The sequence below is a fragment of the Paludifilum halophilum genome, assembly GCF_002245355.1.
GTDB lineage: Bacteria > Bacillota > Bacilli > Thermoactinomycetales > DSM-45169 > Paludifilum > Paludifilum halophilum.
Genome location: NZ_NOWF01000001.1, coordinates 427,651 through 442,586 on the forward strand (window position 1 = coordinate 427,651; position 14,936 = coordinate 442,586).

Annotated in this window: 16 protein-coding genes; 2 read left to right on the plus strand and 14 right to left on the minus strand. The window is 52.8% G+C overall.

Translation table 11 applies throughout. The features are described 5' to 3' along the window. Positions 1–65: 65 nt before the first annotated feature. The 12 genes from galE to CHM34_RS02050 all read right to left on the minus strand — a co-directional run bounded on the left by galE (position 66) and on the right by CHM34_RS02050 (position 12,250). Positions 66–1,055 (minus strand): UDP-glucose 4-epimerase GalE, encoded by a 990-nt coding sequence (gene galE, locus CHM34_RS01995; protein WP_094262890.1) that lies wholly within the window; start codon positions 1,053–1,055, stop codon positions 66–68. After that, positions 1,052–2,239 carry a galactokinase gene (locus CHM34_RS02000; protein WP_094262891.1) on the minus strand — a complete coding sequence of 396 codons (1,188 nt, stop codon included), beginning with the start codon at positions 2,237–2,239 and terminating at the stop codon, positions 1,052–1,054. The genes galE and CHM34_RS02000 overlap by 4 nt, the downstream gene beginning before the upstream one ends. 1 nt (position 2,240) lies before the next feature. After that, positions 2,241–3,218: a galactose-1-phosphate uridylyltransferase gene (gene galT, locus CHM34_RS02005; RefSeq protein WP_094262892.1), complete on the minus strand. Its 978-nt coding sequence runs from the start codon at positions 3,216–3,218 to the stop codon at positions 2,241–2,243. Between the two features lie 352 nt (positions 3,219–3,570). Continuing rightward, positions 3,571–4,725, minus strand: coding sequence for a DUF3866 family protein (locus tag CHM34_RS02010; protein WP_094262893.1), 1,155 nt, complete (start codon positions 4,723–4,725; stop codon positions 3,571–3,573). A gap of 30 nt (positions 4,726–4,755) precedes the next feature. After that, complete coding sequence (locus tag CHM34_RS02015) at positions 4,756–5,361, minus strand: DUF421 domain-containing protein (RefSeq protein ID WP_094262894.1); 606 nt, start codon at positions 5,359–5,361, stop codon at positions 4,756–4,758. A 137-nt stretch (positions 5,362–5,498) separates the two neighbouring features. Further along, positions 5,499–6,161, minus strand: coding sequence for a 5,6-dimethylbenzimidazole synthase (bluB, locus tag CHM34_RS02020; RefSeq protein ID WP_094262895.1), 663 nt, complete (start codon positions 6,159–6,161; stop codon positions 5,499–5,501). Positions 6,162–6,338: 177 nt separating this feature from the next. After that, positions 6,339–7,460: a M20/M25/M40 family metallo-hydrolase gene (locus CHM34_RS02025; protein ID WP_094262896.1), complete on the minus strand. Its 1,122-nt coding sequence runs from the start codon at positions 7,458–7,460 to the stop codon at positions 6,339–6,341. A 216-nt stretch (positions 7,461–7,676) separates the two neighbouring features. Beyond that, positions 7,677–7,994 (minus strand): hypothetical protein, encoded by a 318-nt coding sequence (locus CHM34_RS02030; RefSeq protein ID WP_094262897.1) that lies wholly within the window; start codon positions 7,992–7,994, stop codon positions 7,677–7,679. Between the two features lie 198 nt (positions 7,995–8,192). Further along, the gene (locus CHM34_RS02035) at positions 8,193–9,722 is read right to left on the minus strand and encodes an acyl-CoA carboxylase subunit beta (protein ID WP_094262898.1); all 1,530 of its coding nucleotides are present in this window, start codon (positions 9,720–9,722) and stop codon (positions 8,193–8,195) included. Positions 9,723–9,751: 29 nt separating this feature from the next. Beyond that, on the minus strand, positions 9,752–10,171 hold the full coding sequence (mce, locus tag CHM34_RS02040) for a methylmalonyl-CoA epimerase (protein ID WP_240511815.1): 420 nt from the start codon (positions 10,169–10,171) through the stop codon (positions 9,752–9,754). Continuing rightward, positions 10,168–10,578, minus strand: coding sequence for a cobalamin B12-binding domain-containing protein (locus CHM34_RS02045; protein WP_206093730.1), 411 nt, complete (start codon positions 10,576–10,578; stop codon positions 10,168–10,170). The genes mce and CHM34_RS02045 overlap by 4 nt, the downstream gene beginning before the upstream one ends. Positions 10,579–10,597: 19 nt before the next feature. Next, positions 10,598–12,250 (minus strand): acyl-CoA mutase large subunit family protein, encoded by a 1,653-nt coding sequence (locus tag CHM34_RS02050; protein ID WP_094262899.1) that lies wholly within the window; start codon positions 12,248–12,250, stop codon positions 10,598–10,600. A 151-nt stretch (positions 12,251–12,401) separates the two neighbouring features. Between CHM34_RS02050 and prli42 the strand changes: the two genes are divergently transcribed. Continuing rightward, positions 12,402–12,494, plus strand: a complete 93-nt coding sequence (gene prli42, locus CHM34_RS19160; protein ID WP_169713536.1) for a stressosome-associated protein Prli42 — start codon at positions 12,402–12,404, stop codon at positions 12,492–12,494. A 132-nt stretch (positions 12,495–12,626) separates the two neighbouring features. Further along, on the plus strand, positions 12,627–12,791 hold the full coding sequence (locus tag CHM34_RS19165) for a hypothetical protein (protein WP_169713537.1): 165 nt from the start codon (positions 12,627–12,629) through the stop codon (positions 12,789–12,791). 57 nt (positions 12,792–12,848) lie between these two features. Here the strand turns inward: CHM34_RS19165 and CHM34_RS02055 are convergent, their stop codons facing one another. Together CHM34_RS02055 and CHM34_RS02060 are read right to left on the minus strand one after the other, a co-directional pair. Further along, positions 12,849–13,739, minus strand: a complete 891-nt coding sequence (locus CHM34_RS02055; RefSeq protein ID WP_094262900.1) for an EamA family transporter — start codon at positions 13,737–13,739, stop codon at positions 12,849–12,851. A 73-nt stretch (positions 13,740–13,812) separates the two neighbouring features. Then, positions 13,813–14,763 carry a DMT family transporter gene (locus CHM34_RS02060; RefSeq protein ID WP_439116302.1) on the minus strand — a complete coding sequence of 317 codons (951 nt, stop codon included), beginning with the start codon at positions 14,761–14,763 and terminating at the stop codon, positions 13,813–13,815. Positions 14,764–14,936: the final 173 nt, after the last annotated feature.

A 14,936-nucleotide genomic window follows, 5' to 3' on the forward strand; every position in this document is an offset into this window, starting at 1 on the left:
TCCATATGGAATCGGCACAACCTTTCCATCCATATTTGCACCGTATCAACAGGCGTTCTGCTATGTTATTTATCGGCATAGCCCCTGGGATAGGCTTGATGCCACTGCCAAGCACTTTTAATGACCGTCTTTAAATCATGATATTGCGATTTCCAACCCAGTACCCGTTGCGCTTTTTCAGATGATGCGACAAGCACAGCGGGATCCCCCGCCCTCCTCGGACGGACCTCGGTCGGAATCGGATGACCTGTCACTTCCCGGGCGGTTTCAATCACTTGCTTCACGGAAAACCCTCGGCCGTTTCCAAGATTGAATACACCGCTCTGCTGATGCTTGCGCAGGAACTCCAACGCAAGCCAGTGTGCTCTCGCCAAATCCATCACATGGATATAATCACGGATGCATGTACCGTCCTCCGTCGGATAATCGTCCCCGAAAATGCCGATCAAATCCCTCTGTCCCAAGGCCACCTGAAGGATAATCGGAATCAAGTGGGTTTCCGGATGGTGATCCTCCCCGATCTCACCCTCGGGATGGGCCCCGGCCGCATTAAAATAACGCAGAGAGACCGATTTCAACCCGTAAGCCTGTTCACACCAGCGAAACATTTTTTCCATCGCCAACTTGGTCTCGCCGTATGGATGAGTCGGCACGGTCGGATCCTCTTCACGGATGGGAATCTGCTTCGGCTTCCCATAGACGGCCGCTGTAGATGAAAAGACGATCTTTTGAACTCCGTGATCCAGCATGGCGCTCACCAAATGATGGGAAGCCAAGAGATTATTATCATAGTATGCTAAGGGAATTTGCACACTTTCGCCGACCAGGGAACGAGCCGCAAAATGAATGACTGCCTCTATATCATGCTTTTTGAACACACCCTCGAGAAACTCCCGGTCACGAAGATCCCCCTTATAAAAAGTCCCTCTTGAAACGGCCGCCTTGTGTCCGGAGTTTAAGCTGTCAACGACAACCACTTCTTCTCCTCGATGGAGCAGTTCCGCTACCGTATGGCTACCGATATAGCCGGCTCCTCCGGTTACCAAAATAGTCAAGCTTCCACCTCCCCGGTCATTTCCCTGGTTCCATCACCGATATCACAAATATGGAAAGTGGGAATCAACCCTGTTTTCCGGGTATAACGATCGGCTACTTCCTTCTGAAACCTCTTAACAGCTTCTTCCTTCACCAAGCTGATATGACAACCGCCGAATCCGGCTCCGGTCATTCGTGTCCCGATACAACCCGGAATACGGCGAGCCTCTTCAAACAATGTATCCAACTCCACTCCCGTCACTTGATATTGATCCCTCAGTGATTCATGGGATTGTTTCATCCATTGGCCGAAAGCTTGCAGATCATGCTGCTGCAGACTTTCAGCCGCCAGCAGGACCCGCTTAGTCTCGCTGACCACATGGTCCACACGTCGGCGGATCACCTGATCCGGCATTTCATCTTTTACGGACTCCCATTCTCCCGGCGTTAGATCACCCAAGCGGTGAACATGCGGGAGTCTTTGCTGAATATAGCGAAGCCCCTCTTCACATTCGCGGCGGCGTTCATTATATTTCGAATTCGCCAGTCCGCGCCGCTTGTTGGTATTCGTAATTACCAGCTTATATCCATCGATGTGTACGGGAACATACCGATATTCCAAGGATTCGCACTTTAGCATCATCGCATGGTCCTTCCTGCCCATTCCGACTGCAAACGGGTCCATAATCCCGCAATTCACGCCAATAAATCGATTTTCCGCCCGTTGAGCCAACTTGACTAACTCCAGCATCGGAATATCGGCTCCTGCCAGCTTCATTAATGCCAGCGCCGTCACCATTTCAATGGAAGCCGAAGAAGATAGGCCCGCTCCGTTGAGAATGTTTCCGTGATAAAGAATATCGGCTCCCTTCAGATGAGCGGCGAGATCCGAAAATCTCAACCATTCTTTCAGGACTCCTTTGGGATAATTGGCCCAATCATCCTCTTCTCTGTATTCAACCTTCCCAATGTGGCATTCCGCTTTCCTTTCGAAATTCGTTGACCGGAAGCGGTAAAGGCCATCCTCCCGCGGACGAACCAAAGCCCAGGTCCCAAGTGTCAAAGCGGCCGGAAATACATATCCTCCGTTATAATCCGTATGTTCACCGATCAGGTTCACTCGACCGGGTGCAAAAAACATACGGATTCCCTCTCCACTCCCATATTCCTGAAGAAACCTTGATTTTAATTCCCGGTCATTCATCCTACCAACCTTCCTTTAGCAAATAGCGTCGACAGGCCTCTCGCAACTTCGGGGCCGTCTCCTCTACAGCCGATGGATTGGTTACAGCCCAGGCACCCATCTCCGATGAAGCATACCATTTGATCTTGTCCTGATCGCGAAGCGGCGGGTAAAACTCAATATGAAAATGATAAAAATCTTCGACATCATCCCCATTCACCGGGCGCTGGTGGATAACCATCATATAGGGAAAAATCCGGTTAAACAATGCATCCATCGCTCCGGTGACCTGCTTTAAAATGTGCGCTAGGTTTCTTTTTTCTCCGGAAGTGAAATCCGTCAGGGCGGTTTTATGATTTTTGCTGACAATGAATACGCCATAAGGAAAATCGGTGAAGTAAGGAATATAAGCGATAAAATGTTCGTTTTCCACGATGACACGCTGTTCGAAGCTTTTCTCATGCTCATTCATTTCACAGAACAAACACTTTCCCGTTTCCTCGCGGTGAATTTTGCAGCTTTCCAGTTCAGTCTTGATTTTGAGCGGAATATGGGAGTATGCATATACCTGACCGTGGGGATGCGGCATGGTGACCCCGCATTCTTCCCCTCGATTCTCAAAAATCATGATATATTGATGGTTCGCATCCTTTCTCAATTCTTCAAAACGATCGGTCCAAAGATCGACCAATTGGACTAAATGGTCCACCGACAGTTCGGGCAAGGTTTTGTGATGATCCGGGGAATATAGGATCACTTCACATTTCCCGAAAGACCTTTTTGCTTGGTATAGAGAGGTCTCTACAGGATCCGGCTCCGGAGGATCAGGTCTCAGGACGGGAAAGTCATTATCATATTTAAACACGGTATAATCATCAGGAACCTTTCCAGACCCGGGGCAAAACGGACAATCACCCTTCGGCATATGGGGACGATTCTGTCGGTTCGAGGCAACCATAGTCCAATCTCTCAGCAACGGATTAAACCTTAATTCCGCCATCCGGCTTATCCCTCCCGCAAATTGTCAATTCAAATTTTTCATAGTTTCTTAATTTAATTAATGATTATATTAAATGAGTCCGTCCCTTTTAGCAACCGTTGATTTCATCCACAAACCGGGTATATTTTTGCCCCCTCCTCGATATCCTGCATAGCGAGACCCGGGAGCGGAAGCGACCGAGGCGAGACTTGTGCTCCCCTGAGTGCATAGCGAGACCCGGGAGCGGAGCCAAAAATAGACCCGTCGTCCGACGGGCCGGGGAGTGTGGTTGAGATGAAGGTGGAAATGGGTAAGGAGCGGCTGCGCATCGTGGGTAAGGGATGGCAGGTACGAGCCGCCCTGCGGGAGTTGGCTAAGCATCCTTTGACGGTAAGCGAGCTATTGCGTCGGCGGCATTCATCCCGCCGGTAACCGATTGCATCAGTTGCCAAGCGATTCGGGCCGCTCCGGAAACCGAGATAAAAAAGGGCGGATCGTCACGGAAACCGCGACCCATCGTCCGAATCGAGGCGGAATACTCCCGGAGACAGTCCTTTACTTTCTCCTCAGAAAGTGCAAAGGGAACCCAATAGTGAAAACGGTCCACTCTTTCCCGCTGGATTTTGATGCTCTCCAGGAGGTCGGGATCCAAACGGCAGGGGAAAGGAACCACTGCCGGAGCCAGAGCAACAGAGGAAAGGATGGTCAAGGTATGGTGGCTGATTCCCCGGTGACGCTCCCGGGGATCTTCTCCCTGGATTCTCGGTGCGACTACCGGGATTCCTTCCAGCGAGTGTACGGCATTAATCCCTTGCCCTTGCTCGATCCCGCTGAACCCGAAGGGAGTCCCGGTTCCGGCGATCCCCGGCCCCATCGAAACAACGATCAAATCCGCCTTCAATGCGTGGCGGGCCAGTAACAAAGCGGAATAGAGGTTGACCGCCTCCTGGTCCCCACCGAAGGAATGGCCGGCGGAAACCGTAGCCTCGATCCAGCCCAACTCTCTCAGACGGCGGACATGCTTGCTGAGATGGACCGGCAGCGATCCGCCATCCGTCATCACGTAAACAATACGGGGGTTACATCCCTGTTCCAAAGATAATCGGTGCCACGTCGCCGCCGCCACCGGGAGCATACTGTGCAACTCACACAGAAGTACAGGCGTACCCTCCAAAGAGCGGGCCCGACGCATGACCTCATGGTGCGGTCCACCCTGTTCCTCCCCGCTTTGTACCGCAATTTGCCAGGGGGTGTACCGCAACTTCATCATATGGCCCCGAATCGCATCGGATTCCGGTGCCCGGTTGACCCATCCCGCTACAAAGTGAACACCGCCGGTACCCAAGGCGAGATGCACAGCCGTCGTGTTAAGCCACACCCAGTCCCCCGCATAAGCTTTTCCCAGCAGCCGCGGATAATGAACGGCTCCACCCACCGCACTGGTTTCCTCCTCCCGTACAGTGAGGTATTGCACCTCTTGTCCGTCCTCCTCGATCTCCACGACGACTCCCCGTACCCATCGGATCACAACCGGCTTCCCCCTTGCACCCGTTTATATCTATTGCATATGCTCGGGTGGGGGATCCGTATGTTCCTCCATCGGCACTTCGTCAAAGATGTTGTAATCGTTGTCCACCGCCGGGTTCGATCCCTCGGAGGAGGCCGTAACGGATTGTATATAGTTTAACAGCTTTTGAATATCTCCTTTTGTCGCATATTTCGCTGTTTCCTTCAATTCAACCCCCATTTGTCCGCTCGGTTCCAGAGTGGCCCATCGAACATCGCTAATCTTCGATATATTCTCCTGGCGCAAACGGGTCTCCAACTGGTCCACCGTTAACCGCAGCTTCTTCAGATTGGACTCGTGGGGGATTCCGTTTTCAATCACGACTTTGGCCTTCCCTGTGATCATATTCTCAAATATATCGAATTTGATTTGTGCAAATTCAAGAAACAACAAAGTGAAAATCATAAGGGCGGCAACACCGAAAGTCACCCAAACATTACTGCCGCTTACCGGTTGGATTAATAAAGAACCGATGGAAATCATAATCACAGTCTGAGCGAGCGTCATTTGGGAAATCGATTTTCTACCGGCTAATCGCAACAGAAACGTCCCCACAAAAAGAACGAGGATCGCCTTCCATATCCAACTCCAATCCATCCGTCCAACCCCCTCTATTGGGGTTAGCTTTACAACCGACAGGGTTTTTATTCCTATATGGATAAAGGGTTTGTGACAAAAACCCTGAAAAATCTTTGATCCCCGCTTGATTGAAGCGCGGGGATCAATAACAGAGATTAAAAAAAGCGGCACGGTCGTCCCCAACGGTTTTCATAGACAAGGGAGTTCCAATCGAGCCGCGACTTCCAGCCTACCGATTCCAGCATCGGCTTTTCCCGAAACTCCACGGGATAGCCCACGCACAGATAAGCGACCAGCTGAACCTGGTCCGGAAGATGAAGGATTCGTTCCGTTTCCTTCCGGTCGAGAATGCTGACCCAACCAACCCCGATCTCTTCAGCCCGGGCGGCCAACCACATATTTTGAATCGCCAGACAAGTGCTGTACAGGTCCGTCTCCGGCATCGGCCCCTGTCCCAAAACAAAGGGGGCGTCCCTGCTTCGATCGCAAGTCACCGCGATGTTTAAAGGAGCTTCCATAATGCCTTCCAGCTTTAAACGGGAATACAATCGGCTTCTCTCCGTATCCGTCAACCGCTTCCATTCCTTTTCATTGGTCTTTTCAAACGTCTCTTTAATCCGTTGCCGAACTTCTGTCGAATCGATCAGAATAAAATTCCACGGCTGTTTAAATCCGACGGATGGAGCATGATGAGCTGCTTCCAGAATACGGGACAAGGCATCGGGAGGAACCGGCTTCGATTGGAAACGGCGAATATCCCGCCTCGCTTTCATCACCCGATAGACAGCATCCCGCTCGGTGGAGTTAAATGATTGCATGATCAACCTCCCTTCCCTCTTCCAGTATACAACGGTGACTAAACCCGTTGTGTCCATCCTTTCGAACCACAAAAGGAAAAGCCGACCCCCATTTTAGAAAAGGGCCGGCCCTGACCATATCCCTTCCACAGAAAAAGCCGGGAAGAACCGATTTTCGGTCCCCCGGCTTTCATTTCCTTATCCTTCGCTGGATACTTCAATCAACGCCACGACCAGCTCCGCCGCTTTGTTCAATTCCCCGACCGGCATACGCTCATCCGTGGTATGGATATTTTCGTAACCGATACCGAAGTTAACAGTAGGAACACCGTGTCCGGCGATCACGTTGGCGTCGCTGCCTCCACCGCTGGCCAACAGGTTGGGACGGCGTCCCACCTTTTCCACAGCGGCCTTCGCCTTTTGTACGATGGGATCGTCTTCGTTGTACTTAAAACCGGGATACATCACTTCCACGCTGACGTCTGCCTGTGCATTGAATTCTTCCGCGGCCTTTTTAAAGGCGTTCACCATATGATCCTTCTGCTTTTCCAATTTTTCCTCATCCCGACTGCGGGCCTCAGCTGTCACTTCCACATAATCGGCGACGACATTCGTGGCGCCGCCTCCTTCGAATCGGCCGATATTGGCGGTCGTCTCCTTGTCGATGCGGCCCAAGGACATCTTGGAAATCGCCCGGCTGGCCACTTGGATCGAACTGACACCGTCCTCCGGGTTGACTCCCGCGTGAGCCGCCTTTCCCCGAATCTCGGCCCGAATCTTTATTTGGGAAGGAGCGGATGTGATGATATCTCCGACAGGGCCATTGGAGTCCAGAGCAAATCCGAAATCCGCTCGGATCACCTTCGGATCGAGCGCTTTGGAACCGACTAGGCCCGATTCCTCTCCAGCTGTGATGATCAACTGGATCGTACCGTGACCCAGGTTCTGTTCCTTGACCGTCCGGATTCCTTCCAGCAGAGCGGCCAACCCCGCCTTGTCGTCACTGCCCAGAACCGTCGTTCCGTCAGAAACGATATAATCACCCTTTACCTCGGGTTGAACGCCTTTTCCCGGAGCCACCGTATCCATGTGGCTGGTGAAATAGATCGTCGGTGCGCCGGAGTCAGTCCCTTTGAGGGTGGCGATAATGTTTCCCGCTCCGTGACCGGTCTCCCGGGCGGAGTTGTCTTCTGTCACATCAAAGCCCAACCCGGAGAGTTTTTCTTTGAGAGAATCGCAGACCTCCCGCTCCTCCCCGGTTTCACTGTCGATCTTCACCAGCTCCAAAAACTCGGTTAACAATCGGTCTGGATTGATCAAGACTGCATTCCTCCATCTGCATCTAAAAGCTTTGCTTTTTCACTAGAAGCGTTGTGATTGAGCGCGTTCTACGCTGGAAATCGACGTCCGGCTTCATTCAACATTGACCAGACACGCCTAGTACCCCTTCAGGCCACTTTAACCGGCCCTTCCCTCGTCGGAAAACACGATCGACTTTCTCAGATGGGGCCCTAGTCTTCTAAGGGTGTGTTTGGGCTATGGACGGTTCCAACTCTGTACCTTATTTGGGTCACCGAGCAGAAAATCCGGTTCCCTCCAGGAGGTTCGATGGACTTGTTCCTTTGCCGATAACAGCCGGTGACGTCCTTCCTCCCTCCATAGAGAACGATCTCGGGGACCGCGGATAAAAGTGATATTCCAGGGGTCCAGAAGGCGCAGTTTTCGCTTTCGGCGGATCACCGATGCACTTTTGCGAGTTTCCGCTGTTTTTCCGAGCCTGATCAGCCGCCCCCGTCCCCGGTGCATCACTTGAACCATCAGGGGTGATTGGAGCTTTTCACCTCGGTTGAACATGTCCCGCTCTCCTTTATGCATCTGATTGATAGCCCAGAAGTGTTGTGAAATCGATAGTGAAGCATTTACCCGAAACCGCTCCGGTTGCACCCAAAGGGCACAAGTCTCACCTAGTCGCTATGCTTCCGGTTCGGGTAAACGCTGTCCCCTCTTTCTTGAATCGAACATTCAATCATAAAACTCCTCGATCTTGCCCGTTCAAAGAGGGATATTCCCATGCTTTTTCGGGGGACGAGTCTCCCGTTTATCACGGAACATCTCCAAAGCATCCTTCAATCTCTTCCGGGTCTCCCGGGGATCGATCACATCATCCACCATCCCCTTGGAGGCAGCGACATAGGGATTGGCGAACTTTTCCCGGTATTCTTCGATCTTCTCCGCCCGGGCCGCTTCCGGGTTTTCACTCTCCCGGATCTCCCGGCTGTAGATGATATTGGCCGCACCTTCCGGCCCCATCACCGCCACTTCAGCACTGGGCCAAGCGTAGACAATATCCGCTCCGATCGCTTTGCTGTTCAGGGCCACATAAGCCCCACCGTAGGCCTTACGAGTAATCACCGATATTTTCGGTACGGTCGCTTCCGAATAAGCATACAAAATTTTCGCCCCGTGTCGGATGATTCCCCGGTGTTCCTGGTTCACCCCCGGGAAGAAACCGGTCACATCGACAAAGGTGATCAGTGGAATGTTGAAGCTGTCACAGAAGCGGATAAACCGGCTCAGTTTGTCGGAGGAATCGATATCCAGTCCTCCCGCCATCACTTTGGGTTGGTTGGCGGCGATTCCGACAGGCCGCCCGCCGATCCGACCGAACCCGATGACGATATTTTTAGCAAAAGCCTCCTGTACTTCCATGAATTCTCCGCCATCAACAATCGCATCGATGACCCTTCGTACATCATACACCTTTGTTCCTTCCACCGGAACCACTTCCGCCAGATCCTCCACCCATCCATCGTCTTCCTTGGCATAAATACGGGGAGGATCCTCCACATTGTTCTGGGGAAGGAAGCTTAACAAGCGTCGCACCTGATTCAGCACTTCTGGTTCAGTCGAAGCTGTAAAATGAGCGTTTCCGCTCAATCCGGAATGAACTTTCGCTCCGCCCAAGTCCTCAGAGGAGATCCTTTCCCCGGTTACCGTCTGAATCACTTTGGGACCGGTGATAAACATCTGGCTCGTCTGCTCCACCATAAACACAAAATCGGTAATCGCCGGGGAATAGACGGCTCCGCCGGCACTAGGTCCCATGATGACGGAAATTTGCGGAACAACACCGGAATAGATGGAATTACGATAAAAAATATGGCCGTATCCGTCCAGAGAAACGACTCCTTCCTGGATGCGCGCCCCGCCGGAATCGTTGAGACCGATGATCGGAGCCCCGGTTTTGGCGGCATGGTCCATCATCCGGGCGATTTTTAAGGCGTGCATCTCCCCGAGCGCCCCTCCGAACACAGTGAAATCCTGGGCAAAAACGTAAACCGGTCGGCCATTCACCTTGCCGTAACCCGTTACGACCCCTTCCCCCGGTGCCTCACCAACCTCCGACCCGGTATTCTCCACGAAGGGATTCATCTCGACAAACGAGTCCTCATCCAATAACAGATCGATTCGCTCCCGCGCCGTCAATTTTCCCTTATCGTGTTGGGAACGGATCCTCTTTTCCCCGCCCCCCATCTCTACACGGCGTCGGTGTTCGGCCAATTCATCGATTTTGCGGTACATAAACGCCCTCCATCATGCTGTAATCTTTGTCAATCTTCAGGCTGACACAGTTCATAAAGGACACCCAGGGTGGATTTGGGATGAACGAAGGCGACCCGGGAACCGTGGGCTCCCACCTTCGGCCGCTCGTGAATCAGTCGAAAACCGGAAGCGGACAACCGGTCCAGCTCCTGTTCAATCCCGTCCACCCGCAAGGCGATATGATGAATCCCCTCGCCTTTTTTCTCCATATAACCAGCGATCGGGCTGTCCGGAGAAAGAGGCTCCAATAATTCGATTCTGGATTCGCCGATCTCCATAAAGGCGACCCGTACTTGCTCGCTCTCCACTGTCTCATATCCGAGGAATTTCAATCCCAGCACATCCCGGTACAAGGGGACCGACTGCTCCAGGCTCCTCACCGCAATGCCGATATGATCAATCCGCTTCGGGGAAATGGATTCGGTCATGGACGGCCCTCCCTCTCTTTCACTGCGCTCCGAATAAAATCCGCTGTCTCCTTGGTTGTAGTCCCAGAGGTAAAAATCCGGGCGACTCCGTTTTTCTCCAGAAAAGGAATGTCACTTTGGGGGATCACCCCGCCTCCGACTACCAGAATATCCTCTGCCCCCTGTTCTTTCAGAAGGCGGGTCACCTCCGGGAACAGATCATTATGAGCCCCGGACAAACAAGAGAGACCGATGACATCAACATCCTCCTGGATCGCTGTCGCCACGATTTGCGGCGGAGATTGACGGAGTCCGGTATAAATCACTTCCATTCCTTCATCTCTCAATGCCTGAGCGATGATCAACGCCCCCCGGTCATGGCCGTCCAGTCCGGGTTTGGCCACCAACACGCGTATCGGTCGATTCATCCTCTCATCCACTCCTTCGTCATATCGGTTGATATTCTCCAAACACATCGCGAAGGGAGTGGCAGATCTCCCCGACAGTGGCGTAGGACCGAACCGCTTCCAGAATGAGCGGCATCAGATTCGCATCCCCCTCTGCTCCCCGCTTGAGAGACGCCAACGCCTGTTCCACCCGCTCCCCGTTCCGCCTTTGACGAAGAGCCTTCAGCCGCTCCAGCTGCCGCCGTGTCAGGGTCGGGTCCACCTGGTACAACTGAGGCTGCTGTTCCTTCTCCAAACGGAACCGGTTAACCCCGACCACCACCTCTTCTCCGGATTCGATCTTTTTTTGGGTTTCCAGAGCAGTTTGGTGGATCTCCCGCTGCATATAACCCTCTTCTACAGCGGCAACGGCTCCTCCCATCTCGTCAATCCTTTCAATGTATTCCCGGGCCCGCTTTTCGATTTCATCGGTGAGTCTTTCCACAAAATAAGACCCTCCCAAAGGATCCACCGTGTGGGTGACTCCGCTCTCGTAAGCCAGGATCTGCTGCGTCCGCAGCGCGACCCGTGCGGAATCTTCCGTCGGAAGGGCCAGCGCTTCATCCCGGGCATTGGTGTGAAGGCTTTGTGTTCCCCCCAATACCGCCGAGAGAGCCTGCAGTGTCACCCGGACGACATTGTTGTCGGGTTGCTGGGCTGTCAGTGTCGATCCCCCGGTCTGTGTATGAAAACGCAGCTTCATGGAACGAGGGCTTTTCGCACCGAACCTCTCCTTCATCAGATGGGCCCATAGGCGACGCGCCGCCCGGAATTTGGCCACCTCTTCAAAAAAGTGATTGTGAGCGTTGAAGAAAAAGGAGAGGCGCGGAGCAAAGCGGTCCACCTCCAAGCCGGCTTCCAAAGCCGCATTGACATAAGCGATTCCGTCGGCCAGAGTAAAGGCGACTTCCTGTACCGCCGTGGAACCTGCTTCCCGGATATGGTAACCGCTGATACTGATCGTGTTCCATTTCGGCACCTTTTCCGCACAGTAGGCGAAAATATCCGTGATCAGACGCATAGAGGGCTTCGGGGGAAAGATATAGGTCCCCCGCGCGATATACTCCTTGAGGATATCATTTTGAATCGTGCCGGTGAGCCGGTCGGCGGGAACCCCCTGCTTTTCCCCTACAGCGATATACATCGCCAACAGGATGGATGCCGGAGCGTTGATCGTCATGGAGGTGCTCACCCGGTCCAGAGGGATTCCCTGCAACAAAATCTCCATATCTTCCAGGGAATCGATCGCCACTCCCACCTTCCCCACTTCCCCGGACGCCATCGAGTCATCTGAATCGTAACCGATCTGCGTCGGAAGGTCGAAGGCGACGGAAAGACCTGTCTGCCCCTGATCCAGCAGATAACGAAACCGCTTGTTCGTCTCCGCCGCAGACCCGAAACCCGCATATTGACGCATGGTCCAGTGGCGGGAACGGTACATCGTCGGCCTGATTCCCCGGGTATAAGGAAATTCTCCCGGCAGGCCGATTTTTTCGGCAGTATCGTCGGACCCCGTCACAGGGGTGTATAATCGCTCAACTTCAATCCCGGAGAGCGTTTCGAAACGATCCTTCTCTTCCGGGTATTGATCGAGGAGCTGCCGGGTTTTTTCTTCCCATTCTCTGTACAGCTCTTCAAAAGATTTTGCAGTCACCGGTTTCCCTCCCGCAATGATTCGTTCTCAGAAAGCGCTGTCATCTTTAATATAACAGAAAATCATCCCTTTTGTCGGATATTTCCCAACGCTTTTCGAAATTGGACAACACGATTTCCGTCGGCTAAAATGATTGATTGAGGTGATATCCATGCAACCGTTATGGGTGAAAATGGTCGTCTATATCGTCATTGTCGCCCTGGTGGCAACCACTCTTATCACCGGTACCGCTCTATTCTTCTGACGTCAAAAAACATTCACCAACCGACGCAGGGGTTTGAGTTTTTCCGGAGAAAATGAGTATACTGAAGAATGAACAGAAATCCTGGAATCATAGGATGAACTGGACATAGGAAAGCGGGTGGAAAGCATGTATATGACGGTAATCTTGATTATTAGCAGCATTCTCGCTGTCATCGGAGCGTGGAAAAACAAGAAGAGCGACAACAAGCCCGGCTTTTTGATCGGCGGAATCTTCACCATCGGTTTGATCGGAGTGACTCTGCTCGCCATTTATGATGAAATTGTGGGAATGCAGTAATCCGCAGAAAAAAAGGCTACCGGAACGTTCCGGAAGCCTTTTTTTCATGGAAGCCCCTCACACCGCCAAATCCTTTCGCGGTTTTTCCGACGATCGGGACAATAGGACAACGGTTCCGATAATACACAGGCTGCCCGCCCATTCCATCCAGCCGAAAGGAACGTTCAACCACACCACTGAGGCGAAAGCGGCGGAGAGCGGTTCGGCACTGGCCAACAAACCGGTCTCACTCGGCTTCAGATATTTGAGACTGGCCAGGTAAAGATAAAAGGCGAGCAGGGTCCCAAAGAAGATGACAAACATAACAAAAGAAAATGTGGTCCATGACCAGTGCTGGCCTTCCGTCTGCCACGGCGGGGTCATCAACATCAGTCCCGCTCCACCGATGGCCATTCCCCAACCGACCACCGTCGCCGCCCCCCATCGTTGAAGCAAACGAACCGGGAACAAGGTGTAGAAGGCAAGAGTGACCGCTGACGCCAACCCCCAAAAAACAGCCATCGATGAGACGGTTAATTCGCCGGGGCGCCCTCCGGTTACAAGCAAAAAAGTGCCCAATAAAGCCAACCCCACCGCACCCATTTCGAACCCAGAGGGTACCTTCCACCAACGGAGAGCCAGATATATGGTAATCAATACCGGCCCCAGATATTGAAGCAATGTCGCCGTCGCCGCGTTACCCGCCTGTATCGACGCGAAATATGTATACTGCACTCCAAGCAACCCGACAATGGCAAAGAGCAGAACCCGCCACCGATCGCCGGGATCCTTCCAAATGTTCCAAATCCTCTTTCCGCTTTTACCAAACGCGACAGCCGCCAACAAGACTCCCCCGGAGACGATCAGTCGGGCCATTACCAACCAGTCATGGCGAAACCCTTCGTGATGAAACAGGTATTGGGCAACGGTTCCTGAAAGGCCCCACAATACTGCCCCCTTTAAAACCATCAGAAACCCCTTGAACCGACCGTGGTGCACTCCTGTTACACGTGACAATCTGAGTCTCACCTCCGTGCAACCCTTATGATGTCGGGCGATCCTGTGTCCTTTCGGATACGGAGCGGGCTTCCCGGGATACGGACCGGTCGGAGAGACGGCGATTGATCATCCATACCCCGGCCATCATGACCCCTGCCCCGGTCAACTGGACGGGTTGAAGCACATCGCCCAGCATGATACCGGCCCAAAACAATCCCGAGACCGGAACAAGATACATAAAAGCGGAAGCCCTCGCCGCCCCGATCTCCTTCACTCCGCGATAATAAAACCAATTGGCCAACACTGTCGGAAACAGAGATAAGTATAATTGATTCAACCAGAAGGACAGGCCCAGTTCTCCCCAATCAACCTGCCCCAGGTCAGGAATAGCAAGAACAGCGAGAGCCAGGGAACCGAAACTCATTGAATAAGCGGTAACCGGCAACGGATCCGCTTGCCCCAGCACTCTTTTCCCCAACAAGGTGTAGGACGCCCAACAAACGGCCGCCAAAAAAAACAGTCCATCACCGAAAATCCGGTTCCATTCGACGATTCCACCCCAACCGATGGCGGAAAAGAAAATACCGGATCCGGCTAAGGCGAGCAATAAACCGATCACCTGATTTCGTTTCAAATGTTCCTTTAAAAAACACGCGGCCAAAACAACCGTAATCACCGGACTCATTGTCGGAATGATCATACTGCCGTCCGACGCTTTGGAAAAAGAAAGGCCTAAGAATAGCAGCCAATTGTAGCCGGCAACACCCAACAGACCGAGCAGGGCGACAGAACGCCAGGATCCATTGAGAACAGCGCGAGGTTTCCTCTCCCTGATATGGACCATGCCAAGCATGATAACGGCCCCGACACCGAACCGCAAAAAAGCGGCCACTGTCGGGGGAACCGCTTCCACAGCAACTTTCGACATCGCAAAAGCGCTTCCCCAGAATACGGCCATCGCGATCAATAATAAATAAGTGATCCTCTTTGCGATGGTAGCTCCCTCCCCTGCTCCTGTTTATGCTTTCCTCCATCCACTTAAGAGGCCTACTGATCCCTTGCTCGGTGTCCAGGCCTCCTATCGATCGCGGCAACCTGAATGACCGGACATGCCCTAGAGGTGTTGTGATTTTAGCACATCCTTGGTGGGTCGGGGTGGGGTTCCAC

Excerpts from the sequence above, each read along its gene's own strand:
- CHM34_RS02035 (WP_094262898.1), bottom strand. The coding sequence starts at position 9,722 with ATGTACCGCAAAATCGATGAATTGGCCGAACACCGACGCCGTGTAGAG.
- bluB (WP_094262895.1), bottom strand. The coding sequence starts at position 6,161 with ATGCAATCATTTAACTCCACCGAGCGGGATGCTGTCTATCGGGTGATG.
- CHM34_RS02030 (WP_094262897.1), bottom strand. The coding sequence starts at position 7,994 with ATGTTCAACCGAGGTGAAAAGCTCCAATCACCCCTGATGGTTCAAGTG.
- CHM34_RS19165 (WP_169713537.1), top strand. The coding sequence starts at position 12,627 with ATGACGGTAATCTTGATTATTAGCAGCATTCTCGCTGTCATCGGAGCG.
- CHM34_RS02015 (WP_094262894.1), bottom strand. The coding sequence starts at position 5,361 with ATGGATTGGAGTTGGATATGGAAGGCGATCCTCGTTCTTTTTGTGGGG.
- galT (WP_094262892.1), bottom strand. The coding sequence starts at position 3,218 with ATGGCGGAATTAAGGTTTAATCCGTTGCTGAGAGATTGGACTATGGTT.
- mce (WP_240511815.1), bottom strand. The coding sequence starts at position 10,171 with ATGACCGAATCCATTTCCCCGAAGCGGATTGATCATATCGGCATTGCG.
- prli42 (WP_169713536.1), top strand. The coding sequence starts at position 12,402 with ATGCAACCGTTATGGGTGAAAATGGTCGTCTATATCGTCATTGTCGCC.
- CHM34_RS02045 (WP_206093730.1), bottom strand. The coding sequence starts at position 10,578 with ATGAATCGACCGATACGCGTGTTGGTGGCCAAACCCGGACTGGACGGC.
- CHM34_RS02000 (WP_094262891.1), bottom strand. The coding sequence starts at position 2,239 with ATGAATGACCGGGAATTAAAATCAAGGTTTCTTCAGGAATATGGGAGT.
- CHM34_RS02055 (WP_094262900.1), bottom strand. The coding sequence starts at position 13,739 with ATGGTTTTAAAGGGGGCAGTATTGTGGGGCCTTTCAGGAACCGTTGCC.